Source organism: Pedomonas sp. V897 (assembly GCF_051304405.1).
GTDB lineage: Bacteria > Pseudomonadota > Alphaproteobacteria > Sphingomonadales > Sphingomonadaceae > Pedomonas.
Map to the genome: position 1 here is coordinate 943,246 of NZ_JBPPGG010000001.1, position 26,192 is coordinate 969,437.

Annotated in this window: 21 protein-coding genes; 13 read left to right on the plus strand and 8 right to left on the minus strand. The window is 65.6% G+C overall.

The window, feature by feature from the left end; genetic code table 11:
• Positions 1-76 precede the first annotated feature (76 nt).
• Positions 77-1,450 carry a sulfatase-like hydrolase/transferase gene (locus ACSJJU_RS04520; protein WP_435914004.1) on the minus strand — a complete coding sequence of 458 codons (1,374 nt, stop codon included), beginning with the start codon at positions 1,448-1,450 and terminating at the stop codon, positions 77-79.
• A 1,015-nt stretch (positions 1,451-2,465) separates the two neighbouring features.
• Here ACSJJU_RS04520 and groES point away from each other — a divergent pair.
• The gene (gene groES, locus ACSJJU_RS04525; protein ID WP_435914005.1) at positions 2,466-2,783 is read left to right on the plus strand and encodes a co-chaperone GroES; all 318 of its coding nucleotides are present in this window, start codon (positions 2,466-2,468) and stop codon (positions 2,781-2,783) included.
• A 31-nt stretch (positions 2,784-2,814) separates the two neighbouring features.
• Positions 2,815-4,443, plus strand: coding sequence for a chaperonin GroEL (groL, locus tag ACSJJU_RS04530; protein ID WP_435914006.1), 1,629 nt, complete (start codon positions 2,815-2,817; stop codon positions 4,441-4,443).
• A gap of 150 nt (positions 4,444-4,593) precedes the next feature.
• Here the strand turns inward: groL and ACSJJU_RS04535 are convergent, their stop codons facing one another.
• Positions 4,594-4,923, minus strand: a complete 330-nt coding sequence (locus ACSJJU_RS04535; protein ID WP_435914007.1) for an energy transducer TonB — start codon at positions 4,921-4,923, stop codon at positions 4,594-4,596.
• Between the two features lie 306 nt (positions 4,924-5,229).
• Here ACSJJU_RS04535 and ACSJJU_RS04540 point away from each other — a divergent pair, with 306 nt between their 5' ends.
• The 5 genes from ACSJJU_RS04540 (at position 5,230) to ACSJJU_RS04560 (ending at position 11,865) form a co-directional block, all read left to right on the plus strand.
• Complete coding sequence (locus ACSJJU_RS04540; protein WP_435914008.1) at positions 5,230-7,353, plus strand: TonB-dependent receptor; 2,124 nt, start codon at positions 5,230-5,232, stop codon at positions 7,351-7,353.
• Positions 7,353-8,441 (plus strand): PepSY-associated TM helix domain-containing protein, encoded by a 1,089-nt coding sequence (locus ACSJJU_RS04545; RefSeq protein ID WP_435914009.1) that lies wholly within the window; start codon positions 7,353-7,355, stop codon positions 8,439-8,441. The genes ACSJJU_RS04540 and ACSJJU_RS04545 overlap by 1 nt, the downstream gene beginning before the upstream one ends.
• Positions 8,442-8,515: 74 nt before the next feature.
• The gene (locus ACSJJU_RS04550; RefSeq protein WP_435914010.1) at positions 8,516-10,003 is read left to right on the plus strand and encodes a M16 family metallopeptidase; all 1,488 of its coding nucleotides are present in this window, start codon (positions 8,516-8,518) and stop codon (positions 10,001-10,003) included.
• A complete protein-coding gene (locus tag ACSJJU_RS04555; protein WP_435914011.1) occupies positions 10,000-11,433 on the plus strand; it encodes a M16 family metallopeptidase in 1,434 nt (477 codons plus the stop codon). Before ACSJJU_RS04550 ends, ACSJJU_RS04555 begins: the two co-directional genes overlap by 4 nt.
• Positions 11,434-11,475: 42 nt before the next feature.
• Positions 11,476-11,865, plus strand: a complete 390-nt coding sequence (locus ACSJJU_RS04560) for a DUF4870 family protein (protein WP_435914012.1) — start codon at positions 11,476-11,478, stop codon at positions 11,863-11,865.
• Positions 11,866-12,077: 212 nt separating this feature from the next.
• On the opposite strand, the gene ACSJJU_RS04565 is transcribed toward ACSJJU_RS04560, so the two are convergent.
• The 3 genes from ACSJJU_RS04565 to ACSJJU_RS04575 form a co-directional block, all read right to left on the minus strand.
• A complete protein-coding gene (locus ACSJJU_RS04565; RefSeq protein ID WP_435914013.1) occupies positions 12,078-13,343 on the minus strand; it encodes an MFS transporter in 1,266 nt (421 codons plus the stop codon).
• A gap of 310 nt (positions 13,344-13,653) precedes the next feature.
• Positions 13,654-15,243, minus strand: coding sequence for a malate synthase A (aceB, locus tag ACSJJU_RS04570; protein ID WP_435914014.1), 1,590 nt, complete (start codon positions 15,241-15,243; stop codon positions 13,654-13,656).
• A 62-nt stretch (positions 15,244-15,305) separates the two neighbouring features.
• Entirely contained in the window at positions 15,306-16,772 is a 1,467-nt protein-coding gene (locus ACSJJU_RS04575; RefSeq protein WP_435914016.1) for a helix-turn-helix domain-containing protein, read from the minus strand.
• A 238-nt stretch (positions 16,773-17,010) separates the two neighbouring features.
• Here ACSJJU_RS04575 and aceA point away from each other — a divergent pair, with 238 nt between their 5' ends.
• Positions 17,011-18,300 carry an isocitrate lyase gene (gene aceA, locus ACSJJU_RS04580; protein WP_435914018.1) on the plus strand — a complete coding sequence of 430 codons (1,290 nt, stop codon included), beginning with the start codon at positions 17,011-17,013 and terminating at the stop codon, positions 18,298-18,300.
• Positions 18,301-18,490: 190 nt separating this feature from the next.
• Complete coding sequence (gene rraA / locus ACSJJU_RS04585) at positions 18,491-18,970, plus strand: ribonuclease E activity regulator RraA (protein WP_435914019.1); 480 nt, start codon at positions 18,491-18,493, stop codon at positions 18,968-18,970.
• Positions 18,971-18,985: 15 nt separating this feature from the next.
• Here rraA and ACSJJU_RS04590 read toward each other — a convergent pair whose 3' ends face one another.
• The gene (locus ACSJJU_RS04590; RefSeq protein ID WP_435914021.1) at positions 18,986-19,474 is read right to left on the minus strand and encodes a hypothetical protein; all 489 of its coding nucleotides are present in this window, start codon (positions 19,472-19,474) and stop codon (positions 18,986-18,988) included.
• A 50-nt stretch (positions 19,475-19,524) separates the two neighbouring features.
• Here ACSJJU_RS04590 and ACSJJU_RS04595 point away from each other — a divergent pair, with 50 nt between their 5' ends.
• A complete protein-coding gene (locus tag ACSJJU_RS04595) occupies positions 19,525-19,881 on the plus strand; it encodes a Rieske (2Fe-2S) protein (protein WP_435914022.1) in 357 nt (118 codons plus the stop codon).
• On the opposite strand, the gene ACSJJU_RS04600 is transcribed toward ACSJJU_RS04595, so the two are convergent.
• Positions 19,835-20,782, minus strand: coding sequence for a DMT family transporter (locus tag ACSJJU_RS04600; RefSeq protein ID WP_435914023.1), 948 nt, complete (start codon positions 20,780-20,782; stop codon positions 19,835-19,837). The two genes, ACSJJU_RS04595 and ACSJJU_RS04600, sit on opposite strands and share 47 nt — an antisense overlap.
• Positions 20,783-21,042: 260 nt before the next feature.
• Between ACSJJU_RS04600 and acs the strand changes: the two genes are divergently transcribed.
• Together acs and ACSJJU_RS04610 are read left to right on the plus strand one after the other, a co-directional pair.
• The gene (acs, locus tag ACSJJU_RS04605) at positions 21,043-22,989 is read left to right on the plus strand and encodes an acetate--CoA ligase (protein ID WP_435914024.1); all 1,947 of its coding nucleotides are present in this window, start codon (positions 21,043-21,045) and stop codon (positions 22,987-22,989) included.
• Positions 22,990-23,295: 306 nt separating this feature from the next.
• Positions 23,296-24,462, plus strand: a complete 1,167-nt coding sequence (locus ACSJJU_RS04610; protein WP_435914025.1) for a trypsin-like serine protease — start codon at positions 23,296-23,298, stop codon at positions 24,460-24,462.
• 80 nt (positions 24,463-24,542) lie between these two features.
• On the opposite strand, the gene ACSJJU_RS04615 is transcribed toward ACSJJU_RS04610, so the two are convergent.
• Positions 24,543-24,653 (minus strand): DUF1674 domain-containing protein, encoded by a 111-nt coding sequence (locus ACSJJU_RS04615; protein ID WP_435914379.1) that lies wholly within the window; start codon positions 24,651-24,653, stop codon positions 24,543-24,545.
• Positions 24,654-24,976: 323 nt separating this feature from the next.
• On the opposite strand from ACSJJU_RS04615, the gene ACSJJU_RS04620 reads away from it, so the two are divergent.
• Positions 24,977-26,143 (plus strand): trypsin-like serine protease, encoded by a 1,167-nt coding sequence (locus tag ACSJJU_RS04620; protein WP_435914027.1) that lies wholly within the window; start codon positions 24,977-24,979, stop codon positions 26,141-26,143.
• Positions 26,144-26,192: the final 49 nt, after the last annotated feature.

Genomic DNA, 26,192 nt, shown 5'->3' on the forward strand with positions numbered 1-26,192 from the left:
TCCGGCTAACTCCAGCTCTTTCACCAAGTGCAGACAGATCACCGTTTCATAACAAGATACTGGCTGCCCGCACCTCTTACGTGGATTCGCCGTTCTTCAGCTTCAGGATCACCATTGGCACTTGCCCGTCCACAAACAAATCGCGGGCATTCTTATCGATATAGGGCGGCGGATGATCACCCCAAACGAAAACCATGTCCGGCTTGACGGGGGCCTCATTAATAACTTGGGCGAGATCATGAAGAACCTTACCGAACCGCAGAACATACAGGCATGAATCCGCGTTCAGCTCCTTACAGTAAGCCTCTTCTTCTTTTGTCGCCTTCAATGGCAAATGGGTATCCAGAGAGATGACATGCACAAAGCTGCGCGGCGACGTTGCCATTTGAGCCAAACCACGCCGGAATACGACACGATCACACCATCCAGGAAAACCAACTGCTCGACAGGGCGTAGTTTCTGCCTTGTCCAATTCTTCACGGAACCAGACGTTTTCAAAGCCAATCGCTGGATAAATGCGACGTCGATCATAGAATAGGCCAGAGTTGCCATGCAAACCGTAGGTCTTCCAACCACGAGCCGCTAGAATATTTGGAAGGCAATGTTCGCGTACACTCGAAGCTTGTTCGGCCGAGGGCATACCCAAGAGCGTCAAGCCGCACAGATCCCGAAATTCCCCAACAATCGTTCCAACGCTCGACGGCCGGCTCTGGGTTTCAACGGTGTACAACCCTTCAACGCTTTTCAGGTTGGCCGTGATCTGACGATTGAGCGTGTCGTCCTTCATCACGCCCCATGATTCGACAGAAACCGACATGATGTGCGCCGGCGCTGCACGCTCCAGCAAATGCTGTTTCAACACGGATTGTGTTGGCACCGGCTCCCAGGGTGTCGGCTTCAGCAGCCTGGGCAAATGCCCAAGAACTTCATATGCCGTGCTTGTGGCAATATTTCCCTGAATGGGGCTGGCCTTGAACTTGATTGGGCTGACAGCTCCAAAGAAATCCAAACATACGACAATCAATAGAAGTGCCAGAGGAAACCACAGAGGCACCTCGCGATAGTTAATTCCACGCAATATGACAAAATATCCGACGTGGGCGGCAACGCCTGCCATAATTATTGGAGCGAACAACCTCCAAGGCCATTCACCTATAAATCCAAAATAATCGACGAGTGACCAAATATCGGGAACATAAAAGCCACCGATGTCTAATAGACCCCTGAAAAATACAACGCTCGATATCCCCAGGACACCAAGCAGAGCCGCCAGCCATCTGGAAACACCCCAGAACCGGCACATAAAGACCAGAACAAAAAGAATCAGAATAAAATCGACATTAAAATAGGCCGGAACCCAATTCCCAAGCGCGCGCAAACCAAAGTATAGCGCTACACTTGGCAAAAGAAATACAAATATAAATGATTTAACAGTATCGGCCTTGATCATAATTTATTCCGTTACGAATTCCACAACCAGCCCAGTAGTGCCTCCAGGACAACTGGCACCAAGCACGATTGGCACGCTTCGCTCCGATCCTCCCACCGTTAAGTCCCCAAAAAGTGGCGGCATGCCTCATTGCTGTCAGAGCGTTTCCGTGCTCACAACGAAACAGAACCGTTTCTGGGTGTCTCCCCGACTCTGCCGTCAGGTCATGCGCGAAGACCAAAGCAGAGGGAGCCATAACCGGTGATGCGAGTGATGACCACTGCGACCCTAAGGCACACAACGCCAATCTCACACGCCGGGAGCAGGTTCCCAACCGCACCTTCCAGGAAAAGTGCACCGAGCGCAATCGTCTGAAACGCAGTATTCCTCTTGGCAAAACGGCTCACCGGCAGCGAAACAGCGCCATTTGCCAGAAACGCGTGCAGCAGGCTGATGAGTCAGCTACCATATTTTATCTTGTTACCGATTGCCCAGTTAGCAACATGACGATGCCCCTAGTAACCATAAACTTGCCGGTCTTGGGCTCAAGGAATGGCCCGAACTTCGGAACTGCGTAACATGTACGGGCAAGATAGCTTTCTAAAAAGTCTCCAATCCCTGCGAGGCAAAAGATTGGCGATTCCCAGGTCTTTCCAGACCAAATTCAGGACTGGTCTTGTTGGACTAGATTTATGTTATTATTTCAGGAGTCAAATGTTTGGGAGCCTGTTACCTGCGGCTGAACGGGAGCAGACTTGTACCAGGCAGGGGTGGCCTGTTCCTGGACAGGCCCTGTTGTAGTCGCCCAGGCACCATTTCTCCATCGGCAACCGGCAAAGCCGGGATACGTAACAGTTCTAACCATCTCCGGCACCGCGAATTCGAGTGGAACGATCAATCCCCTGCCAATCACTGGCCGGGCCCCGCACCCCTCTTGAAACGCCTCCGCGGCCATCCTATCTCGCCGGCCGTTAGCACTCTCGGCAGGAGAGTGCTAAACCATCAAAGAACAATTCTGAATTTGCGGAGGACAAGAATGGGCTTCAAACCGCTGCACGATCGCGTGGTGGTTCGGCGCGTTGATCAGGACGAGCGCACGGCTGGCGGCATCATCATCCCCGACACCGCCAAGGAAAAGCCGCAGCAGGGCGAAGTCATCGCCGTCGGCCCGGGCGCGCGCAATGAAGCCGGTGAGCTCATCCCCCTGGATGTCCAGGTGGGCGACATGGTTCTCTTCGGCAAATGGTCCGGCACCGAGGTCAAGATCGACGGCGAGGAGCTGCTGATCATGAAGGAATCCGACATCCTCGGCATTCTGGAGAATTCGGCCGGCAGCCGTCGCAAGGCGGCCTGATCAACCGATCGATTGATTTGGAGGAAATCACATGGCTGCTAAGGAAGTAAAGTTTTCGGCCGAAGCCCGGCAGCGGATGCTGCGGGGTGTTGATATCCTTGCCGACGCCGTGAAGGTGACCCTGGGCCCGAAGGGCCGCAACGTGGTGATCGAGAAGTCCTTCGGCGCGCCGCGCACCACCAAGGACGGCGTGTCGGTCGCCAAGGAAATCGAGCTCGCCGACAAGTTCGAGAACATGGGCGCGCAGATGCTGCGCGAGGTGGCCTCCCGCACCAATGACCTGGCCGGCGACGGCACCACCACCGCCACCGTGCTGGCCCAGGCCATTGTCCGCGAGGGCGCGAAGGCCGTGGCCGCCGGCATGAACCCGATGGACCTGAAGCGCGGCATCGATCTTGCCGTGGCCAAGGTGGTCGAGACCCTGAAGGAGCGCTCGCGCCCGGTGAAGAACAACGCCGAGATCGCCCAGGTCGGCACCATCTCCGCCAACGGCGAGGCCGAGATCGGCAAGATGATCGCCGAGGCCATGGACAAGGTGGGCAAGGAAGGCGTCATCACCGTCGAGGAGGCCAAGAGCCTCGAGTCCCAGCTGGACGTGGTCGAGGGCATGCAGTTCGACCGCGGCTACCTCAGCCCCTACTTCATCACCGACACCGAGAAGATGAAGGTGGAGCTGGAGGATCCCTACATCCTCATTCACGAGAAGAAGCTCTCCTCCATCCAGGCGCTGGTGCCGGTGCTCGAGAAGGTGGTGCAGTCGGGCCGTCCGCTGCTCATCATCGCTGAGGACGTCGAGGGCGAGGCGCTGGCCACCCTCGTGGTCAACCGTCTGCGCGGCGGCCTGAAGGTTGCGGCCGTCAAGGCGCCGGGCTTTGGCGATCGCCGCAAGGCCATGCTGGAGGACATCGCCATCCTCACCAACGGCCAGGTCGTCTCCGAAGAGCTGGGCATCAAGCTGGAGAACGTCACCGTCGACATGCTGGGCCGCGCCAAGAAGGTCACGATCGACAAGGACAACACCACGATCGTCGGCGGCGCTGGCAAGAAGGCCGATGTGGCGGCCCGCTGCGACCAGATCCGCGCCCAGATCGAGACCACCACGTCCGACTATGACCGCGAGAAGCTCCAGGAGCGCCTCGCCAAGCTGTCGGGCGGCGTGGCCGTGATCAAGGTGGGCGGCGCGACCGAGGTCGAGGTGAAGGAGCGCAAGGACCGCGTGGACGACGCGCTCAACGCCACCCGCGCCGCGGTTGAGGAAGGCATCGTGCCGGGCGGCGGCACCGCGCTGCTCTATGCCACCAAGGCGCTGGACCGCCTGAAGGCGGCCAACGACGACCAGCGCGTCGGCATCGACATCATCCGCCGCGCGCTGCAGGCGCCGGTGCGCCAGATCGCCGAGAACGCCGGCTTCGACGGCGCGGTGATCGCCGGCAAGCTGCTGGAGCAGAACGACTTCGACTACGGCTTCGACGCCCAGGAAGGTTCGTACAAGAACCTGGTGAAGGCTGGCGTGATCGACCCGACCAAGGTGGTCCGCTCGGCCCTGCAGGACGCCGCGTCGGTGGCGGGCCTGCTCATCACCACCGAGGCCATGATCGCCGAGGCGCCGAAGAAGGAAACGCCGGCTCCGGCCATGCCGGGCGGCGGCATGGACTTCTAAGAAGTTCGGTTCCTCGCAAGACAAAGAGCCGGTCCGGGGCAACCCGGGCCGGCTTTTTCTTTGCCCCGGTTCGGCGAGGCGGGCCGGAAAACCCCGCGCGCACCCGCTTGGAACGCAGGGCGCAGGGCGCGAAACCCCCTCAACGATGCCTTAATTGATCAGCTTGTCCTGCGGGCCGGGCCAGGTCACGCGCACGGCAACAGTGCGCGGCTTGCGGTCCGGCGTCGGCGTGAACTGACCGATGCGGTCCAGCGCCCGCTCCGCTTCCCGGTCGAGAATCTCGGAGCCGGAAGAGCGGGCAATCTGATAGCCGGTAATGAGCCCGTTGCCATCCACCTGTAGGGAGACCACGGCCGTGCCGGCCTCCTTTCGAACCTGCGCCGAGCGCGGGTAAGTGCGGGTTGAAGCAAGCCGGTTCTCGGCCTCTCGCACCCACGCATCGGCTGCGTGGGCCGTGCCGGAGTGGAGGGCAAGAAACATCAGCCCAATCAGGAGAGGCTTCGTAGGGACCGTCATCATGACGCTAGACCTTTGCGCGACTGCACAGGACTGCCAGGCCGGGCCTGAGTGAACAACGCCGCCCAGCCGAGCCGCGCCGGCTATATAGACTCCGAGCATTGCAGTTTCATTGCAGGGCAGAGCTGAGCGGCGGCCCGTTCCCCCTCCAACCGGCGGGCGGCCTTAACAAAAAACCGAGATTCGACCATTTTCTTATTCAGAATGAGTTGCAGATGCAACGTATTCAGGCTAGATACAGCGCCCGAAACAGAGGGGTTAAGAATCATAATGCGTTGCAAGTACTCTTATTTGCTGGCGGGCGCGGCCTGGGTTGCCGCTCCGGCCGCTCAAGCCACCGAAGCTGAAGCCTTTGCCGCAGATGCCATTGTGGTGTCCGCGGCGCGGTCGGCCCTGCCGTCCAACGCCCTGCCGCTGACCATCGACGTCATCGATATGGAAAGCCTCGCCCAGCAGGCGGCCATCAGCGGCTCGGTGGTAGATGCGGTTGCAACGCTCATTCCCTCCTTCTCACCCACGCGGCAGAAACTCTCCGGCTCGGGCGAGACGCTGCGGGGCCGCTCGCCGCTGTTCGCCATCAACGGCATTCCCCAGTCCACGCCGCTGCGCGATGGCTCGCGCGACGGCTTCACCATCGACCCCTTCTTCGTCGAGCGGGTGGAGGTGATCTTCGGCTCCAACGCCCTCCAGGGTATCGGCGGCACCGGCGGCATCGTCAATCAGGTAACCGTGGGCGCGCCGAAGACCGATGGCGTATCGGGCCGCTTCCTCGCCCAAGGCACGGCGGACGACGGCTTCTCCAGCGATGGGCTGGGCGGCAAGACCGCCGGCCTCGTAGGCTACCGCTCGGGCCGGTTCGATGCCACGGTGGGCGCGGCCTATGAGAAGCGCGGCGCATTCTATGACGGCGAGGGGCGGCGCATCGGCGTCGATAGCACCCAAGGCGAGACGCAGGATTCGCAGAGCTGGTCGCTGTTCGGTCGCTTCGGCTACCAGCTGGACGACACGGCGCGGCTGGACCTCATCGCCAACCGCTTCGAGCTGGAAGGCGACGGCGATTATATCATTGTAGAGGGCAACCGCCTAACCGGCCTGCCCGCCAGCGCGACGAAGGGCAACCCGCCGGGCCAGCCGGCGACGAACCGCACCGAGAGCCTGTCGCTGTCCCTCACCGACACCGACCTTGCCGGCGGCGACTTCGTCAGCCAGCTGTTCTTCAACCGCTCCCGCGATACCTTCGGCGGCGATCCGACGCCCATCGCCACCTTCCAGGATCCGGCGATTGCCCCTGTCGGCACGCTGTTCGACCAGTCGCAGAACCGCTCGCGCAAGCTGGGCGGCAAGTTCACCTATGAGCGCGCCGTTCCCGGCTTCGAGGCGCTAACCGCCACGGTCGGCTTCGATGCCCTGTTCGACAAGACCGAGCAGCGGCTCATTGCCACCGGCCGCACTTGGGTGCCGCCCACCGATTTCCGCAGCCTTGCGCCGTTCACCCAGCTGAACCTCGCCCTGTTCGACGAGACGCTGCGCCTGGCGGGCGGTCTGCGCCACGAGATGGCGCGCATCAAGGTGGAGGACTACACCACGCTCGCGGCCTATGGCTCGCGCTTCGTGGAAGGCGGCGCGCCCAAGTTCAGCGACACGCTGTTCAACGGCGGCGTGATCGTGGAGCCGGTGGAGGGCATCCGCGCCTACGTCAGCTATGCCGAAGGCTATACGGTGCCGGACGTCGGCCGCATCACCCGCGCGGTCTCGGCAGAGGGCGTGCGGATTGATGACTTCCTTGATATCAGCCCCATCGTCTCCAACAACCGCGAGGTCGGGTTCGAGATCGCCAAGGGGCCGCTTGATGCCAGCGTTTCCTACTTCTGGTCCACCAGCAAGAAGGGGCAGCTGCTCACGCTGGTGGGCGGCGTCTATGAAGTGCAGCGCCAGCGCGTCGAGATCGAAGGGCTGGAGCTGAACGTTGCCGTTCGCACCCCCGTGCCGGGCCTCACCCTCTCCACCGGCTACGCCCATATCGTGGGCCGCACCGACAGCGATGGGGACGGGGAGGTGGACATCGACCTGGACGGCGCCAACATCTCACCGGACCGCCTGAACCTGGCCGCCGCCTACGCCTACGGGCCGGTGACGGCGCGGGTGCAGACGCAGGTCTACTTGTCCCGCACGTTCGAGGGCAGTGATCCGCGCAATGACTTCGGCGGCTACACCCTGACCGACGCCACCGTGCGGTACGTCACCCGGTTCGGCGGCATTTCGCTCAGCGTGCAGAACCTGTTCGACAAGCACTACATCACCTACAACAGCCAGGTGCAGCGCCCGGACGACAACTTCCGCTTCTACGCGGGTCGCGGCCGTGTCTGGACGCTGGGCTGGGATTACCAGTTCTGATGAAGGCTATCGACCTCCTGCACCGCTGGACAGGCGGTCTCATCGGCCTCCTGCTGGCGGTGCTGGGTCTGTCGGGCGCGATTCTCGTCCACAAGGACGCCTGGGTTTTGCTGCCCCACGCCGATGACCCGCAGGTGCAGGAGGTCTCCGTCCTTGCCGACACGGTAACCCGGCTGATGACCGGGCCCGAAAGGCCGCAGTCCATCCTGCTGTCGACCCGGAATTTCGGCCTCCATCGCCTGGGCTTCGGCGGGGAAGCGGGCGCCTATGCCAACCAGGCGGGCGAGATCGTCACCCGCTGGGACAGCAAGTGGGATCGCGTCGAGCTGTGGCTGTTCGACCTGCATCATTACCTGTGGTCGGGCGAGGTCGGCTCCGTTGTGGCGGGCTGCCTGGGCCTTGTCGGCCTCGGCTTTGTCGTCACCGGCGTCGTCCTGTGGTGGCGCACCCGCAAGACATTTGAGTTCCGCCTGTGGCCGGCGCGGATGAGCCGCCCGGCCATCATGCGCCAGCATCGGGACATTGGCGTCATCGTCGCGCCGCTGCTGTTCCTCTCCCTCTTGACCGGCGTGATGCTGACGCTGCGCCCGGTCGCCAACCTGTTGCTCAGCCCCCTCTCCGGCGGGCAGGATTTTCGCGCCGCCATGGCCCCGCCCGAGATCAAGGGCGGCGCGCTCAACCCCCAGCTTAACTGGGCCACCGTTCTCGGCGAGGCGCACCGCCGCTTTCCCGAGGCCGAGTTCCGCTCGCTTCGCCTGCCCGGCAAGCCTGGCGACCTGATCTCCCTCCGCATGAAGCAGCCGGAGGAATGGCTGCCCAACGGCCGCACCCTGCTGTGGTTCGACCCCGCCGACGGCCGCCTCGTCGAGGCGCGGGATGCGCTGGCCATGCCCGCCGCCACGCAAGTGTTCAATGCGGCCTACCCCCTGCACGCGGCCAAGGTGGGCGGCATCGCCTATCGCGTCGTCATGACCCTCTCCGGCCTGGGGCTGGGCTTGCTTGGCACGCTGTCGGTCTGGACCTTCTGGTTCCGCCGGCCGAAACCGCGCGCGCGTCCGGCTGTGCGCGTATCATCGGCGCGAACCTGAATCCGCAGCGCAGTTGGGCGTTTACGCCTGCTCGCCACTGGACGGCGAAAATTTCGGATATTAGGCTTGGCCGCATGAGAAAAAGCCTCTTCCGGTTGGGCGGCCGCGCCGTCCTTCTTGCCAGCGTTGCCGCCCTGGCAGGCTGTGCATCCTCCGCCACGAACACAGCAACTGCGCCCGCCCCCCAGACGGCGGCTCCGGCGGCCGCAACCGCGCCCGCAGCGGTGGCAAGCAAGCCGCTCGTCGACGTGGTTTATCGCAAGCTGGAGAACGGGCTGAAGGTGGTGCTCGCGCCCGATCCGTCCGTGCCGTCCACCACAATCGGCGTCTACTATGGCGTCGGCTGGCGCGTGGAGCCGAAGGACCGCACCGGCTATGCCCACCTGTTCGAGCACCTGATGTTCCAGGGCTCCGCCAACCTGGGCAAGGGCGAGTTCCTGAAGCTGATCGAGGGCAACGGCGGCGTGCTCAACGGCTCCACCCGCTGGGACTACACCAACTACTACGAGGTGGTGCCAAGCCACCTGACCGAGACGGTGCTGTGGGCCGAGGCGGACCGGATGAAAAGCCTCGCCCTCACCCCCGAGATGCTGAAGAACCAGCAGGATGTGGTGATCAACGAGGTGAAGGTGAACGTGCTGAACCAGCCCTACGGCGGGTTCATGTGGCTGGACATGCCGCAGGCGGCCTTCTCCAACTGGTACAACGCCCACAACTTCTACGGCGACCTCGACCACCTGCAAGCTGCCACGCTGGAGGAGGCCGAGACCTTCCGCCAGCAGTACTATGCCCCCGGCAACGCGGCGCTGGTGGTGGCGGGCGACATTGATGTCGAGAAAACCTGGGCCTGGGTGCAGAAGTACTTCGGCGACATCAAGGCCCGGCCCACCGGCCAGATGCCCGACATCTCCGAGCCGGAGCAGACGGCAGAGAAGGTCGTGCGCCGCACGGACCCGCTCGCGCCGCGCCCGGGTCTTGCCTTCGCCTACAAGGTGCCGCCGCGCGGCACGCCGGAGTGGTATGCCTTCGGCATGATCGAGAGCCTGCTGCAAGGCGGGGACGACGCCCGCCTCACCCAGAAACTGGTGCGGGAGAAGGGCTACACCGATGGCGTGATGGGTGGCATCAACCCGTTCCTGGGCGGCATGTTCACCTACAACGGCCCCATGCTGATGACCTTCGGCCTGGTGCACGACGCCAGCATCGCGCCTGAGACGATCATGCAGGACGTGGATGCGGTCATCAATCAGCTGCGGGAGCAGCCGGTGCCGCAATCCGAACTGGATCGCATCCGCACCCGCCTGCGCTCCGGCCTTTACGACATGGTAGGGTCGAGCACGCGGTTCTCGCTCATGGACCTGCTCGCCTCCTTTGCCCTGTTCGAGGACGACCCGGCGCAGGTGAACCGCATCGAGCAGGGCTTTGCCGCGGTCACGCCCGAACTCATTCAGGAGACCGCCCGCAAGTATCTGGCGCCCACCCAGCGCACGGTGCTGATTCTCGAACCCGGCGCGGCCGCTCCGGCCCCTTCACCGGTCCCCGCCAAGGGAGAGGCCCAATGATGCTGAGCCACCTTCTCCGTTCCGCAGCGCTTGCCGTTGCGCTTTCCGCCACCGCCGCAGCGCCGGCGCTTGCCCAGGCGCAGGAGGCAGCAAGTCCGGCGCGGGAAACCCCGCCACCGCCGGGCACGCCGCGCGAGCTGGAACTGCCCGCCATCGAGACCTATCGCCTCGCCAACGGCATGCAGGTGACGATGATCCCCTTCGGCTCCGTGCCCAAGGTGACGCTCTCCCTGCGGATCCGCGCCGGGGTGTTCGATCAGGAGAAGTACGGCACCGTCGACTTCACCGGCGCGCTGATGAACGAGGGCGCGGCCGGGCAGTCCGCCGTCGCCATAGCCCAGCGGGCGGGAGACATGGGCGGCTCGGTCGGCGTCGGCAGCGGGCAGGAGTTCTTCAGCGCCGGGATTTCGGTACTCTCCGAGTTCGGGCCGCAGGCGATGGCCCTGCTGGCTGACGTGGTGCGCCGCCCGAACCTGCCCGAAAGCGAGTTGCCCCGCATCAAGCAGGATGCGCTCCGCAACCTCGCCATCGCCAGAACCAACCCGCAATCGCTGGCGGGCGATGCCTTCACCAAGACCTTCCTCGCCGGGCATCCCTTCGGCCACGGCATGCTGACCGAGGAGGAGATCAACGCGGTCACCATCGAGGACATTCGCCGCTTCCACGCCGAGAAGCTGGGAGCCCGGCGCGCCCACCTTTACGTGGCCGGCCAGTTCGATGCCGCCGCCATGCGCCAGGCCATCGAAGCGGCCTTCGGCGACTGGCAGCAGGGGCCGGAGCCGATCATCCGTCCCGCCGACCCGGCGTCGAAAATCAATGTGGTGCTGATCGACCGGCCGGATGCGCCCCAGTCCACCATCTACATGGGCATGCCCCTGCCGGGTCCGGCCGAGTTCGCGGGCCGCATCCCCATGACCGTCGCCAACGACGTGCTGGGCGGCAGCTTCACCTCCCGCATCACGCTCAACCTGCGGGAAGACAAGGGCTACACCTACTCGCCTTCGTCCAGCGCCGCCTATGGCACGGGATATGGCCAGTGGGTGCTGGTGGCGGACGTCACCTCCGCCCACACCGGAGACAGCTTGCGCGAGGTGTTCAAGGAAATCCGCCAGCTGGCCGGCGAGCCGCCCGCGCAGGAGGAACTGCAAGCCAAGCAGAACGGCCTTGCGGGCATGTGGGTGCTGCGAACGGCAACGCGCAGCGGCCTCATCTCCAGCCTGGCCTACTACGACAGCTTCGGCCTGCCGCGCACCGAGCTGGAACACTACGTGGGCAAGGTGCGGGCCGTCGCGCCGCAGGACGTCTCCCGCCTGATCGGCCAGTATCTGAAGCCTGACGTCATGACGCTCGTTGTCGTTGGAGACCTCAAGACGGTGCGCCCCCAACTGCTGGAAGTGCCGGAGATAGCATCCGCCGTTCCGGGAGTGTAATCTGAGTGCATTCGACCTCAACGCGAAAGGCCGGCACACGCCATGGCAGAAAACCCGAACTACTCCCCGGAGGGCCGCAACCCCTCCTCCGGCTTCCTGCTCAACAATCCGACGATTGTGAGCCTGCTGTATCTGGGTGGCTTCATCACCGGCATCTCCGCGCTGGTGGGCCTCGTGCTCGCCTATGTGTGGAGCAGCGACAGCCCGGCCGAGTGGGAGCGCAGCCACTACCGCTACCACATCCGCACCTTCTGGCTGGCGGTGCTCCAGGGCATCGTCGCCGGGCTGCTGTGCCTCACCATCATCCTGATCCCGGTCGCGATCGCGTGGTTCTTCTGGATCGCGGTGTGGACCGCCGTGCGCACCATCAAGGCCCTGATGGCGGCGCAGAAGCCGCAGCCGATCGCCAACCCGGCCGCCTGGCTGTGGTGAGGGTTTCCTGAAGGGATTTTATTGCAGGGGACTCGGTCCCCTGCACCCTGTTCGATTTTCGGGCCGTGCCGCTCCCCAGGGGCGCGGCCCTTTGCTTTGCCGGAGTTGGCAAGGATTGCTCCCGGTCATTCCCGCGCACGGCCCGATAAACCGAAAGGGGGTTCCCAAGGGGGTTACAGACCCCCTTGGACTCTTCATTTTCACACCAATTTTCACTCCCCGGCGCGGAAGCCGCGCCAGCAGTAGGCGGCCATCACCAGGCTGAACCCGGCAAGCACCAGGCAGATGTGGGTGACACGCAGGCCCGCGCCCAGCAGGGCGGCGCTGACCCCGGTTGCCGCCACCATCCACACGGCGTTGAGCACGTTGTTGGCCGCAACCATGCGGGAGCGCGCGCCTTCCGCGCTGGCGGTCTGCATCAGGGCGTAGAGCGGCACGGAGTAGGCCCCGCCCGCCACGGCGAGGATCGTGAGGTCCGCAAGCACCCGCCACGCCCCCGCGCTGGCGAGGAAAGCGTGCGGCGACAGCGCCCCGGCGGCCTCTGCGGGCCGGAAGGCGTTCACCGCCAGCACCAGATCGAACAGCGCCAGGGCCACCACCGCCATGCTGGCGGCGCAGTAGCGGCCCGTCACCCGCCCGCGCAGCAGGCGGCCGATCAGCACCGAGCCCACGGCGATGCCCACCGAGAAGGCGGCAAGGCACAGCGTCGCCACCGTCTGCGACGCCCCAAGCTCCGCCTTTACCAGCGGGCCAAGCTGGGCGGTCATCACCGTGCCCAGCGCCCAGAACCACGACAGGGCGAGGATGGACCGCCACACCGTGCGGTTGGCGCGGGCGGTCTTCATGAGCTTGACCGTCTCGGCCGCCAGATTCCAGCTGAGGCGGCCGTTCGCCACCAGCGGCGGGGCCGGGGGAATGGCCCAGCTGGCGGCAAGGCCCAGCAGCGCCACCGCCACCACGCCCCAGGCCGCCTGCACCGGCGTGAACAGGCCCCCCAGAATCTGCCCGAACAGGATGGCAAGGAACGTGCCCGCCTCGACCAGCCCGGTGCCCGCCAGCAACTCACGCGCGACCAGATGCTGGGGCAGGATGGAATACTTCATCGGCCCGAAGAAGGCCGAGTGCACCCCCATCAGGAACAGGATGAACAGGAGGAGCGGGATGGAATCGTGGGTCAGCGCGAACGCGCCCGCAGCCATGATGGCCACCTCCGCCACCTTCACCATGCGGGCGACCCACGCCTTGTCCCGCACGTCCGCCAACTGCCCCGCCAGCGCCGAGAACAGGAAGTAGGGCAGGATGAACAAACCCGCCGCCACCGTCGCCAGCGCCGCACCCGCCGCCGGATCGCTCGCCTTCAGGTGAAAGACGATGAGAAACGTCATCGCCGTGCGATAGAGGTTGTCGTTGAACGCCCCCAAAAACTGGGTGGCAAACAACGGCGCAAACCGCCGCGCCCCCAGAAGCCGAACTGTCACCGGCGGCATCGCCACGCCCCCTTTTGAAATCACAGGCCAGTGTTAAGGGGGACTAGTCCCCCTTAACAATCCCCCATTCGTTTTTCCGGGGACGTGCGACGGGCAGGACTGGTGCCGTTCGTTTCATCGGGCCGTGTTTCCAGAGCCCTTCGGACACACGTCCCTATGACCTCGAAATCCAGCAGGCACGGCCGCATGACCGGGTGCGTCCGTTGAAACGAAAGGGAGCGCGAGGGACTGAGTCCCTCGCATCCTTTTGAACATCCAGAACAAACAGGCCCGGAGGGCATCCCCCTCCGGGCGTTTGCCCTCAGGCTGCGAAGTAGCGGTCGTAGGCAGGCAAGGTGAGGAATTCCGGGCATTCCTCGGCGAAGATCATCTCCCGCATCAGTTCGGCGGCGTCGAGGAAGCGGCCGGAGGCGAAGAAGTTGTCGCCCACCGCCTGTCGCCAGCCGTCGAGCTGCTGTTCGATCACGGTTTCGATGAGGGCGTCGTCCACCAGTTCGCCGCTGTCGAGGCGGGTTCTGGTCTTGCGCCATTGCCAGACCTGGGTGCGGCTGATCTCGGCGGTGGCGGCGTCCTCCATCAGGTTGTGGAGCGGGGCCGCGCCCTGGCCTCGCAGCCAGGAGGCGATGTAGCCCAGCCCCACGTTGATGTTCATGGCGAGGCCTTGCAGCGTCTTGGGCCCTTCGGAGGGCGTCAGCAGGTCAGCCGCTGTCACGTTCACGTCCGGGATCTTCGCCAGCTGGTTGGGGCCGGGCATGATGCGGTCGAACACCTCCATCGCCACCGGCACGAGGCCGGGGTGGGCGACCCAGGTGCCGTCGTGGCCGTCCGTCGCCTCGCGTTCCTTGTCCTTGCGCACCTGCTCGAAGGCCGCCGCGTTCTTCGCCTCGTCGTTCTTCACGGGGATGAAGGCGGACATGCCGCCCATGGCGTAGGCCCCGTGCAGGTGGCAGGTGCGGATGGTGTGCAGCGAGTAGTTGCGCATGAACGGCACGGTCATGGTGACGGCGGCGCGGTCCGGCAGCACGGCGGCCGGGTCAGTGCGCTGGCGCTTGATGTAGCTGAAGATGTAGTCCCACCGGCCGCAGTTGAGCGCGACGATGTGCTCGCGCAGCTCCCACAGGATTTCTTCCGTCTGGAAGGCGGCGGGCAGGGTTTCGATGAGCACGGTCGCCTTGATGGTGCCGGCCGGCAGGCCGAGCGCGGACTGGGCGTGGATGAACACGTCGTTCCACAGCCGCGCTTCCAGATAGTGTTCGAGCTTGGGCAGGTAGAAGTAGGGGCCGGAGCCCTTGGCCAGCAGCGCCCGGGCGTTGTGAAAGAAGTAGAGGCCGAAGTCGAACAGCGCGCCGGCGATGGGCTCCCCGTCCACGTAGACGTGTTTCTCGAGGAGGTGCCAGCCGCGCGGGCGGGCGATGAGGGTCGCCGTTTCCGTGTTGAGCCGGTATTCCTTGCCGGAGTTCTCGTCCGTCAGCTGGATGGTGCCGTTGACCGCGTCGCGCAGGTTGATCTGGCCCTCCACCATGATCTCCCACGCCGGGGTCGAGGCATCCTCGAAGCAGGCCATGTAGCACTTCGCGCCCGAGTTCAGCGCGTTGATGACCATCTTGCGGTCCACCGGCCCGGTGATTTCCACCCGGCGGTCGGTGAGATCGGCGGGAATGGCCCCGATCTTCCAGGGCGCGCCGCGCACGGCGGCGGTCTCCGGCAGGAAGCCGAGCTTCTCGCCCGCGTCCAGCCGCTGCTGCAGGGCGGCGCGGGCGGCGAGCCGCTCCCGGCGCGTCGCTTCGAACCGGCGGTGCAGACCGGCGAGGAAGGCGACGGCCTCGTCCGTCAGGATGGTTTCATAGCCCGGTTTCATGGGGCCGGTGATCTGGACGCCTGGCACGGACATCAAAGCCTCCTTCTTCTTCCGTACATGGTCTGGTGACGGCGCCCCCCGATCGGCGATCAGCGTCAGCGGGGCAGGGGCGCCGGCATTCCGGGTTCGGCGAAGCGATAGGGGGTCGCGCCCCGCGATCGCTCGTCGATGATGAGGGTTCTGGACAGCGGCGGCTGGCTGCGCTGGCGGCAGGCTTCGCGCTCGCACAGGGCGCAGTTGACGCCGATGGGCGTGGCGTTGGGGTTATCGAGGTCGATCCCCCGGCTGTAGACCAGCTGGCGGGCGTATTTCAGCTCGCAGCCGAGGCCGATGGCGAACTGGGGCTCGATGTTGCCCCAGCCGTTCACGTGGGTGCGCACCGTGCGGGCGATGGAGAAGTAGCGGGTGCCGTCGGGCATCTCCACCACTTCGGTGAGGATCTGGCCCGGCGCGCGGAAGGTGGCGTGCAGCGACCACAGCGGGCAGGTGCCGCCGAACTTGGAGAAGTGGAACCGCCCCGCCGAGTAGCGCTTGGAGACGTTGCCCGCCTGGTCCACCCGGATGAGGAAGAACGGCACGCCGCGCGCGCCCGGGCGCTGGAGGGTGGTGAGGCGGTGGCACACCTGCTCGTAGCTGGTGCCGAAGCGGGCGCACAGCAGGGTCAGGTCGTAGTTCAGCTGCTCCGCCGCCGCGAGGAAGCGCCCGTAGGGCATCATCACCGCCGCCGCGAAGTAGTTGGCGAGGTTCACCCGCAGCAGTTGCTGGGCGGGGCCGTCCTCCAGCCCGGCCCCGGCGATGATCCGGTCCATGTCCTGCCGCGCCTCGGCGTAGGCCAGCTGGTAGGCGGCGTGGAACGCCCGGCTGGCGGGCTCCAGCAGCTCGGAGAGCTGGAGCTGGCGGCGGTGGTAGTCATACCGGCGCAGCGACTCGGGGAGCACGTCCACCGGCAGGATCCGCACGCTGATGCCGTGCTTGGTCCGCAGCCGGTCCCGCAGCGCCGCGAACAGGTCCTCGCTGTGGAGGCGCAGCTCCTCGGCGATGGCCTCCGCCTTCTCGTCCAGCTCGGGGAAGTGGTTGCGCCGCTCCTGGATGATGTCGCGCACCCGCTCCAGCGGCCCGGCCGCATCCGCCTGGCCGCGCCCGTCCGATCCCGCGCCGCCCGCATCCGCCACCGCCGCGTCGGCGCGGTCGCGGTAGAGGCCGTAGAGGCGGGTGAGCGCCTGCGCCATGGCGGGGAAGCTCTGCACGAAGTCGCTCACCTCGTTGCGGCTCACCTCCAGATTGCGGAACAGCCCGTCCGCCAGCACCTCGCCCACGTCCGCGAGGGTGCGGTCGTCCGCGTCGCCGGTGAGCTGGCGCAGGTCCAGATTGAACACCTCCGCCAGCCGCAGCAGGAACTGGGCGGTCAGGGGCCGCTGGTTGCGCTCGATCAGGTTCAGGTAGCTGACCGAGACCCCCAGCTCTTCCGCCATGCGGCTTTGGGTGAGGCCGAGCTGGGCGCGCAGCCGCCGCAGGCGCGGGCCAGCAAAGAGTTTTCGTTCCGTTGAGACCGCCAGTGCCATTTTACAAATCTTTACAGTTTGACCAATTGAACTCACGCTCGTGAATACAAGGTCACACTTTTCGGCGACCCATCTGCTTGTAATTCGATACAGACTCACGCAAACCAAGGCAAGAACTTGTTTGACAGGCACACAAACATCAGCCCCGGCGCTGAGGAAGTCTGTCAAAGACTCGACGCGCAACTTGGGTCGAAAGCCTATTTTGTAAAAATTTACACACGCAGGGAAGGGACGCAACATGACTGCTACCAGCTTCGAGGAACTGGTCCCCTCGGCCCCGAAGGGCCGGTTTGACGGCATCAAGCGCAACTACACGCCCGCCGATGCGGAGCGGCTGCGCGGCTCGGTGCGGATTGCCCACACCCTGGCCGAGCGCACCTCGGTCAAGCTGTGGGAGCTGCTGCACACCGAGGATTACATCAACGCGCTGGGCGCCCTCTCCGGCAACCAGGCGATGCAGATGGTGCGCGCAGGGCTGAAGGCCATCTACCTCTCCGGCTGGCAGGTGGCGGCGGACAACAACACCGCCGGCCAGATGTACCCGGACCAGTCGCTCTACCCGGCCAACGCCGCGCCGGAGCTGGTGCGCCGCATCAACAGGACGCTCCAGCGCGCCGACCAGATCGAGCACGCCGAGGGCGGCGCGAAGCGGGACTGGTTCGCCCCCATCGTGGCCGATGCGGAAGCGGGCTTCGGCGGCCCGCTCAACGCGCACGAGATCATGAAGGCGTTCATCGAGGCGGGCGCGGCGGGCGTCCACTTCGAGGACCAGCTGGCCTCCGAGAAGAAGTGCGGCCATCTGGGCGGCAAGGTGCTGATCCCGACCCAGGCGCACATCCGCAACCTGAACGCGGCGCGTCTGGCGGCGGACATCTGCGGCGTGCCGACCGTGATCATTGCCCGCACCGATGCGGAATCGGCCCGGCTCATCACCTCGGACGTGGACGAGCGCGACCGCGAGTTCCTGACCGGCGAGCGCACGGCGGAGGGCTTCTTCCGCCTGAAGGAGGGCACCGGCCTCCAGCACTGCATCAAGCGCGGCCTCTCGTTCGCCGAGTACGCGGACCTGCTGTGGTGGGAGACCAGCCACCCGAACCTCGATGAGGCGCGCCAGTTCGCCGAGGCGGTGAAGAAGGAATATCCGAACAAGCTGCTGGCCTATAACTGCTCGCCCTCGTTCAACTGGGAGGCGAATCTGGACAAGGACACCATCGCGAAGTTCCAGCGCGAGCTGGGCGCGATGGGCTACAAGTTCCAGTTCGTGACGCTGGCGGGCTTCCACAGCCTCAACCACAGCATGTTCGAGCTGGCCCGCGGCTACCGCGACCGCGGCATGGCGGCCTATTCCGAGCTGCAACAGGCCGAGTTCGCCTCGGAGAAGTACGGCTACACCGCCACCCGCCACCAGCGCGAGGTGGGCACCGGCTACTTCGATCAGGTGGCCGTCGCCATCGCGGGCGGCGAATCGTCCACCACGGCACTGAAAGAGTCGACCGAGGCGGCCCAGTTCAAGCCCGCCGCCGAGTAACCGGACACCCCCGACCCCGAAAAGGGCCCTGAAAAGGGACGACAAAGCCGGCCGCGCCCCCGCGCGGCCGGTCTTTTTCGGGTCTTTTCCCGCCTGTTCCCCCGGTGTCTCGCGCCTGGCGCCTTTGCCTTCCCTCCGAGGCAGCGGTACCCTTTGTGCAACGCAATAAAAAATCAGGGGGAGCTGCGCGATGGAACGACTGCCCGGCATAACCGCCGACCTGTGCGACGCCCTTGGCGACAGGGCGCTGGTGCTGGCGCTCGACTGGCGGGACTATGGCGCGCTGCGGCGCTTCTCCGGCCCGGCGGTGACCGTTGCCACCCGCGATGACAACAGCCTTGTGCGCGCCCAGCTCGAACAGCCGGGCGAGGGGCGGGTGCTGGTGGTGGACAACGGCGGCGGGCGCCGCTGCGCCATGGTGGGCGGCAATCTCGCCGCCCTGGCCGCGCGCAACGGCTGGGCCGGTGTGGTTGTGTTCGGCGTGGTGCGCGATTCCGTCGAGATGGCCAGCCAGGCCGTGGGCATCAAGGCGCTCGGCACCTGCCCGCGCCCGCCCCTCAAGCGGGGCGAGGGCACCCTCAACGCCGAGGTGAACATCAACGGCGTCACCATCCGCCCCGGCGACCATGTGGTGGCGGACGAGGACGGCGTGGTGGTCGTCACCGCCTGAGCGGGCGCGGGGCCCTCAGGGAGCCGGAGCCGGAGCCGGGGCCGGGGCAGGCGCCAGCGCGGCGGCCGGGCAGCGCAGCAGCCGCTTGTCGCTGCCCGCCGAGATCTGGGGCTTGCCGTCCACCGCCGTCTCCAGCGGTTGCAGGGTGTTGGCGTCCAGCGCCAGGTAGCGCTCCTCGAAATGCCGCCCCGCCAGTTCGTACCGGACGGTGAGCAGCGGCCGGCCGTCCTGCACCTCCTCCTGCCGCCGGGCGTTGGTGACCTCCACCTTGGCCTCGCCGTCCTCGAACACCTGGATGCGCTGCCCGGCAAAGACGATGGTGTTCTCGTTGCCATAGCAGTTCAGCTCGCTCGCCCAGGCCCAGGTGCCGTCCAGCGCATAGCGCACCGGCGCGGGCTCGGGCGTGCGCTCGCAGCCGGCGAGCAGGGCCAGACCGGCAACCGGCAGGGACAACGTCAGGGGCAGGGACGGGAGCAGGGACGAAAGCCGCCAGTGGACGCGCACGGAGACAAACCTCGCTTGTTGGGCAGAGAGCCGAACGGTACACCAATGGCATGACCGACCCCAAGCCCGATCACGTCGCAGAGCCCCCGCCCGTCGCACGGGAGGAACAGATTCCCGAGGGGCGCGCCCTGCCGGTGCCGACCGCCGGGGGTACGGTGCTGCTCTACCGCTGGGAGGGAGAGATCCGCGCCTTCCGCAACGTCTGCCCCCATGTGGGCACGCCGCTCGATCTGGTGCCAGGCCGGGTGTTCACCACCGATGGGCGGCATCTCATCTGCGCCACCCACGGCGCGCTGTTCGACCCGGCGACCGGCCTGTGCACCGCCGGGCCCTGCCGGGGCCGGTCCCTGAAGGCGGTGCCTATTCGGCGGGCTGGCGGGCAGGTCTGGCTGGAAGCGACTGACTGAGCAGCGCCACCAGGATGAGGGCCGCGCCCACCATCTCCAGCGGCCCCATGATCTCGCCGAAGGCCAGCCAGCCGATAAGCGCCGCCAGCACCGGCTGGGAGAGAAGGCCGATGCCGCTGACCGAGGGCGACAGGTGCGCCAGCGCAAAGACGATGAGCCCCTGGCCGATCACCTGGCCGCCAAGGCCCAGCACCAGCAGCGGCACCCAGCCCTCAAGGGTGGCGGGGGCCAGCGGCTCGGGCGACAGCATCACCACCGGCAGGATGACAAGGGTGCCCGCGAGCGAGCTGCCCGCCAGCACGGCGGGGGCGGAGAGGGCGGCGCGCGCCTTGCCGATGGAGATGAGGTAGCCGGTGTAGAACACCGCCGCCATCAGGCACATCAGATCGCCCGTCAGGTGCCGCAGGGAAAGCTCGGCGCTGGCGCCGAACAGGCACAGCGCGCCGGTCACGGCCAGCGCCATGGCCGCCGCCTGCCGGCGCGTCGGCTTCAGGCTGAGCACGACGATGCCATAGGCCATCATCATGAAGCTGGCCATGTTGCCGAACAGGGAGGCGTTGGCGATGGTGGTGCGCACGATGCCCAGGTGCCAGACGATGAGGTCCGCCGCGAAGAACAGGCCCGCCACCGCCATGCCGCCCAGCATGGCCCGGGTGAGGGCCGCCGTCGCCGGCGCGCCGGACGTGCCGGATTCGCCAGCCCCCGAGCCGGCCCCCGAGCCGGCGTTGGAGCCGGGGTTGGACATCAGCCGCGCCAGCAGCAGCAGCGGAAGAACGGCAATGGCCAGCCGCCAGAAGGCGGACTGCAACGGGCCGACCGGGGCGAGACGGACCAGCATCGGCGCCAGCGCGAGAATGGCGCTGCCGAGCAGCAATGCGGGAAATGCCAGACGTACCGCCACCTTCGAGCCTCCGGGGACGCAGTGTTGAATTCGGCCCGGACCCCTTGCGGCGGCGCGCATACGGCCGCGCCGCGCCGGGGAACCTTTCCCCTCATGGCGAGCGGCCCTGCCCGGCGCAAGATCAACCGTTGACGCCCTGTGTTTTTTCGCGGGAAACTGGGGACAGCACTGCGTTTCAGACTACATCTGAGCGGTTCCACAACAACATCCGAGCGGGTTCCACAACAGCCTGAGCCGCGCCACGCGGGGGAAGAAAGAGAATGAGCGAGTCGCAAGTGTTTCCTGTACCTGACTGGGTCGCGGCGCAGACGCGCTGCACGGCGGAGCAATACGAGGCGATGTACCGCCGCTCCGTCGAGGATCCCGAGGGCTTCTGGGCGGAGCAGGCCCGCATGCTCACGTGGGAGACGTTTCCCACCCGCATCAAGAACACCCGGTTCGCGCCGGATGTCTCCATCAGATGGTTCGAGGACGGCGTCCTCAACGTCAGCGCCAACTGCATCGACCGGCACCTGCCGCGCAAGGCGCTGGACACGGCCATTCTCTGGGAAGGCGACAGCCCGGAGGAGGAGCGCCGCATCACCTATCAGCAGCTCCATGACGACGTGTGCCGCATGGCCAACGTCATCCGCGAGCTGGGCGTGAAGAAGGGCGACCGCGTCACCATCTACATGCCCATGATCCCCGAGGCCGCCTACGCCATGCTGGCCTGCGCCCGCATCGGGGCCATCCACTCGGTGGTGTTCGGCGGCTTCTCGCCCGAGGCGCTGGCCGGGCGCATCCAGGATTGCGACTCCCAGCTTGTCATCACCGCGGACGAAGGCCTGCGCGGCGGCAAGGTGATCCCGCTCAAGGCCAATGTGGACAAGGCGCTGGAGCACTGCCCGCAGGTCAAGAACGTGCTGGTGGTGCGCCGCACCGGCGGGCAGATCCCCTGGAACACGACCCGGGACCGCTGGTTCCACGACATGGCCGAGACCGTGCCCGCCACCTGCGCGCCCGAGCCGATGAACGCGGAGGACCCGCTGTTCATCCTCTACACCTCCGGCTCCACCGGCAAGCCGAAGGGCGTGCTGCACACCACGGGCGGCTATCTGCTGTGGGCCGCCATGACCCACCTCTACGTGTTCGACTACCGGGAGGGCGAGATCTTCTGGTGCACGGCGGACGTGGGCTGGGTGACCGGCCACAGCTACGTGGTCTACGGGCCGCTCGCCAACGGCGCGACCACGCTCATGTTCGAGGGTGTGCCCAACTATCCCGACTGCGACCGCTTCTGGCAGGTGGTGGACAAGCACAAGGTCAACATCTTCTACACCGCCCCCACCGCCATTCGCGCCCTGATGCGCGAAGGAGAGGAGCCGGTGAAGCGGCACAGCCGCAAGTCCCTGCGCCTGCTGGGCACGGTGGGCGAGCCCATCAACCCGGAGGCCTGGCTGTGGTACCACCGCGTGGTGGGCGAGGGGCGGCTGCCCATCGTCGATACCTGGTGGCAGACCGAAACCGGCGGCGCCATGATCACGCCGCTGCCGGGCGCCATGGCGCTCAAGCCCGGCTCGGCGACCAAGCCCTTCTTCGGCGTGAAGCCCGCGCTGGTGGACGGAGAGGGCAAGGTGCTGGAAGGGGCGGTGTCGGGCAACCTCATCCTCACCGACAGCTGGCCCGGCCAGATGCGCACGGTCTATGGCGACCACGCCCGCTTCGAGCAGACCTATTTCAGCACCTACAAGGGCGTCTACTTCACCGGCGACGGCTGCCGCCGCGACGAGGACGGCTACTACTGGATCACCGGGCGCGTCGATGACGTGCTCAATGTCTCCGGCCACCGCATGGGCACGGCGGAGATCGAATCCGCCCTGGTCAGCCACCCCAAGGTGGCGGAGGCGGCAGTGGTGGGCTTCCCGCACGACATCAAGGGCCAGGGCATCTACGCCTACGTGACGCTGGTGGCGGGGGTCGAGCCGTCCGACGCCCTGCTGGCCGACCTCAAGGCCCACGTGCGCCGCGAGATCGGCGCCATTGCCGTTCCCGACCAGCTCCAGTTCGCCCCCGGCCTGCCCAAGACCCGCTCGGGCAAGATCATGCGCCGCATCCTGCGCAAGATCGCGGAGAATGACCTCTCCAACCTGGGCGACACCTCGACGCTGGCCGACCCCGGCGTGGTGGACACGCTGGTGGCGGACCGGAAACGATCGTCCGCCGCCTGACGACGGGCCGGAAACCGCGTTCACAAGACACAGACGTGCGTCGCACAGGACACATATCTGCGTCGCACAGGACCGCCGCCCGCACTCCGGGCGGCGGTCTTCATTTGCGTCCGGATTGTCGGAATTTCCTACATTTTAGATATTCATTCTATATTTTTTCGTTTAATTCTAATGATGTAATTTTGGTCCGATTCTTGAATCCCTCCCTGCGGGCCGCTGCAGATGCGGTTCGGCTGATCAGGCCTGACAGCCTCTCCCGGCCCGGAAATGTGGAACACCGAACAGCTGGGGAGGGGAAAATTGAACATGAAGAAGCTTCTCGTTTCCCTTTGCACTGGAGCAAGCCTTGGTCTTGCCGCCATCGCAGGCAGTACGGTTGTGTTTACGTCCGAGGCGAACGCAGTTCCACTCAGCGCCGCCAACGCGCGGCTCCTTCTGAAGACGGCGGGACACTATCAGAACGCGCGTTACATTCCGACCGAGCAGCAGCGCAACGGCACGGTGGTGCTGCAATCGCCCATCCTGGGCACCGATCTGGCCCACTATTGCTCAGGCACTGTGGTCTCGCCGACCCAGATCGTCACCGCAGCCCACTGCGTGGAAAGCCAGGATCCCCGCAGCCCCGACTATGGCCTCACGGGCACCACCCGCGTCTATCTGGGTGGTCTCGGCGGCCAGATGATCACGGCCGCGAGCTACGAGATCCACCCGTTTTACTTCGACCCGGAAATCGGCACTCCGAAGTTGGGTGCATTCGCCGCCGGCGACATCGCCATCGTCACCCTGAGCGAACCGGTGCCCGCCGGCACGAAGATCTACGGCCTCTACAACGGCGACCCCATCGGCAAGGTGGCCACGCACATCAGCTATGGCACCACCGGCAACGGTGACGGCACCGAGGAAAGCTTCACCCCCGAGGACAGCCTGACACGGGGCCGCATCGGCCAGAACCTCTACGAGATCGACCTGTACAACGCCTTCGAGTTCGGCCTCGAAGGCGCGCATCTGATCTATGACTTCGATGACGGCACACCGGAGCACAACGCCCTGGCCTGGTGGCTGAGCCCGCTCGAGCGATCTCTTGGCGGCGGTCTCTACGAGGTGATCGTGGATCAGAGCCTGGCGCCGGACCTCGGCTTCGGCCTCGACGAGGTGATGATGGCCCACAACGATTCCGGCGGCGGCGCCTTCATCGACGGGTTGCTCGCCGGCGTTCACTCCTTCGGCATCTCTCTGGCCGAACAGTGGTGCGACGGAGACCCCAGGAACGGTGAATACGTCAACGCGCCCGACATGACCTGCGCTCTCGACTCCTCGTTCGGTGAGCTCGCCGGCGATACCAGCATCGCCTTCTTCTACGACTGGCTGATGGCCCGGCTGATCTTCCCCGTGGAGATCCCGGCTCCGGCCACGCTCGGCCTGATCGGCTTCGGCCTGCTGGGCCTTGGCCTCGGCCGGCGCCGCCGCGCCTGACCGGCGTTTCCCCTGTTGCGTCTTGCCCCGGCCCACGCCCTGGCGCGGGCCGGTTGCGTTCAGGCGTCAGATACGGGGCGTCAGAAATCGGTGCAGATGCCACCCCTCTCCCAGTCGCTATAGCGGGTGGGCTCGGGCCCCTTGCGCCCGCCGATCGCCTTGGGCAACACCGCCTCCGGCTTCGCCTCGATGGCCGCCGCTTCCTCCCCCGGAAGCGGCGATCTTTTTCAGCCCCCGGAGATCAAGAAAGGACACCGCAATCCACAGAACAAATTGCCACAGGCAATATATAATCCATTTAAAGAACATGAAATCTATAAAACATATATAGAATACATCCCGAATATACGTCGAGATTACTTACAGACTCGGAAACCATGACTCCATATATTGTTTCATTACAAAATCTTAAATTTTGGCGCGATTCTTGAATTCCTTCCTGCAGAAGAGGCCGCAGGGGTGCGGTCCTCCCGGGCAGGCCCGCCTGCCTGTTTCCTTTCGCAGGGGGTTTTTCATGAAAAACGTTCTCGCTTCCCTTTGCGTTGGCGTCAGTCTGGGTGTTGTCGCCATTGCCGGCAGCACCGTTGTTTCCACACCCGAGGCCCAGGCGCTTCCGCTGGCCGCCGCCAGCGCCAAGCCGCTGCTCAAGACGGCCGGCAATTACCTTGATCCGCGCTATCTCCCCAGTTCCGCCGAGCGCAACGGCACGGTGGTGCTGCAAACCCCGCTCAAGGACTCCAGCCTCGCCTACTACTGTTCGGGCACGGTGGTCTCGCCGACCCAGATCATCACCGCCGCCCACTGCGTGGACACCCATGATCCGCGCAGCGGCGAATACGGCACCACGGACCCGACCCGGGTCTATCTGGGCGGCTTTGGCGGATCACCGATCACCGCCGCCAGCTATGAAATCCACCCGCTCTACTTCGACCCGGTGGTGGGATCGCCCGCGCAAGGCGCCTTCGCCACCGGCGACATCGCCATCATCACCCTGAGCGAGCCGGTGCCGGCGGGAACCAAGATCTACGGCCTCTACAACGGCAACGCCATCGGCCAGGTGGCCACCCACATCAGCTACGGCACCACCGGCAACGGCGACGGCACCAACGACACCTTCGGCCTCGACAACCTGACCAACGGCCGCATCGGCAAGAACCTGTACGAGTTCGATCTGGAGACCCTGTTCGGCGTCGGCCTCGCGGGCGCACACCTGCTGTACGACTTCGACGACGGCACGCCGGAGCACAACGCCTTCGCCTGGTGGCTGAGCCCTGAAATCTATCTGGGCAACGGCCTCTACCAGATTCTGGTGGACCAGGGCCTGGCGCCGGACCTCGGCCTCGGCCTCGACGAGGTGCTGATCGCCGGCGGCGATTCCGGCGGCGGCGCCTTCATCGACGGCCTGCTGGCGGGCGTGCACTCCTTCGGCGTGACCCTCAGCACCCTCTGGTGCGACGGCATCGCCAGCCCCTCCAACCCGGAGATCGTCAATCCGGTGGACGTCACCTGCGGCGGCGACTCCTCGTTCGGTGAAATCGCCGGCGATACCAGCATCGCCTTCTTCTACGACTGGCTGATGGAACGCCTCATCTTCCCGCACAAGGTGCCCGCTCCGGCGACGCTCGGCCTGTTCGGCCTCGGCCTGCTGGGCCTTGGCCTCGGCCGGCGCCGCCGCGCCTGACCGGCGTTTCCCCTGTTGCGTCTTGCCCCGGCCCGCGCCCTGGCGCGGG

Excerpts from the sequence above, each read along its gene's own strand:
- aceA (WP_435914018.1), top strand. The coding sequence starts at position 17,011 with ATGACTGCTACCAGCTTCGAGGAACTGGTCCCCTCGGCCCCGAAGGGC.
- ACSJJU_RS04620 (WP_435914027.1), top strand. The coding sequence starts at position 24,977 with ATGAAAAACGTTCTCGCTTCCCTTTGCGTTGGCGTCAGTCTGGGTGTT.
- ACSJJU_RS04610 (WP_435914025.1), top strand. The coding sequence starts at position 23,296 with ATGAAGAAGCTTCTCGTTTCCCTTTGCACTGGAGCAAGCCTTGGTCTT.
- acs (WP_435914024.1), top strand. The coding sequence starts at position 21,043 with ATGAGCGAGTCGCAAGTGTTTCCTGTACCTGACTGGGTCGCGGCGCAG.
- ACSJJU_RS04550 (WP_435914010.1), top strand. The coding sequence starts at position 8,516 with ATGAGAAAAAGCCTCTTCCGGTTGGGCGGCCGCGCCGTCCTTCTTGCC.
- ACSJJU_RS04595 (WP_435914022.1), top strand. The coding sequence starts at position 19,525 with ATGACCGACCCCAAGCCCGATCACGTCGCAGAGCCCCCGCCCGTCGCA.
- aceB (WP_435914014.1), bottom strand. The coding sequence starts at position 15,243 with ATGTCCGTGCCAGGCGTCCAGATCACCGGCCCCATGAAACCGGGCTAT.
- ACSJJU_RS04575 (WP_435914016.1), bottom strand. The coding sequence starts at position 16,772 with ATGGCACTGGCGGTCTCAACGGAACGAAAACTCTTTGCTGGCCCGCGC.
- ACSJJU_RS04560 (WP_435914012.1), top strand. The coding sequence starts at position 11,476 with ATGGCAGAAAACCCGAACTACTCCCCGGAGGGCCGCAACCCCTCCTCC.
- ACSJJU_RS04540 (WP_435914008.1), top strand. The coding sequence starts at position 5,230 with ATGCGTTGCAAGTACTCTTATTTGCTGGCGGGCGCGGCCTGGGTTGCC.
- groES (WP_435914005.1), top strand. The coding sequence starts at position 2,466 with ATGGGCTTCAAACCGCTGCACGATCGCGTGGTGGTTCGGCGCGTTGAT.
- ACSJJU_RS04545 (WP_435914009.1), top strand. The coding sequence starts at position 7,353 with ATGAAGGCTATCGACCTCCTGCACCGCTGGACAGGCGGTCTCATCGGC.
- groL (WP_435914006.1), top strand. The coding sequence starts at position 2,815 with ATGGCTGCTAAGGAAGTAAAGTTTTCGGCCGAAGCCCGGCAGCGGATG.
- ACSJJU_RS04555 (WP_435914011.1), top strand. The coding sequence starts at position 10,000 with ATGATGCTGAGCCACCTTCTCCGTTCCGCAGCGCTTGCCGTTGCGCTT.
- ACSJJU_RS04520 (WP_435914004.1), bottom strand. The coding sequence starts at position 1,450 with ATGATCAAGGCCGATACTGTTAAATCATTTATATTTGTATTTCTTTTG.
- rraA (WP_435914019.1), top strand. The coding sequence starts at position 18,491 with ATGGAACGACTGCCCGGCATAACCGCCGACCTGTGCGACGCCCTTGGC.
- ACSJJU_RS04535 (WP_435914007.1), bottom strand. The coding sequence starts at position 4,923 with ATGTTTCTTGCCCTCCACTCCGGCACGGCCCACGCAGCCGATGCGTGG.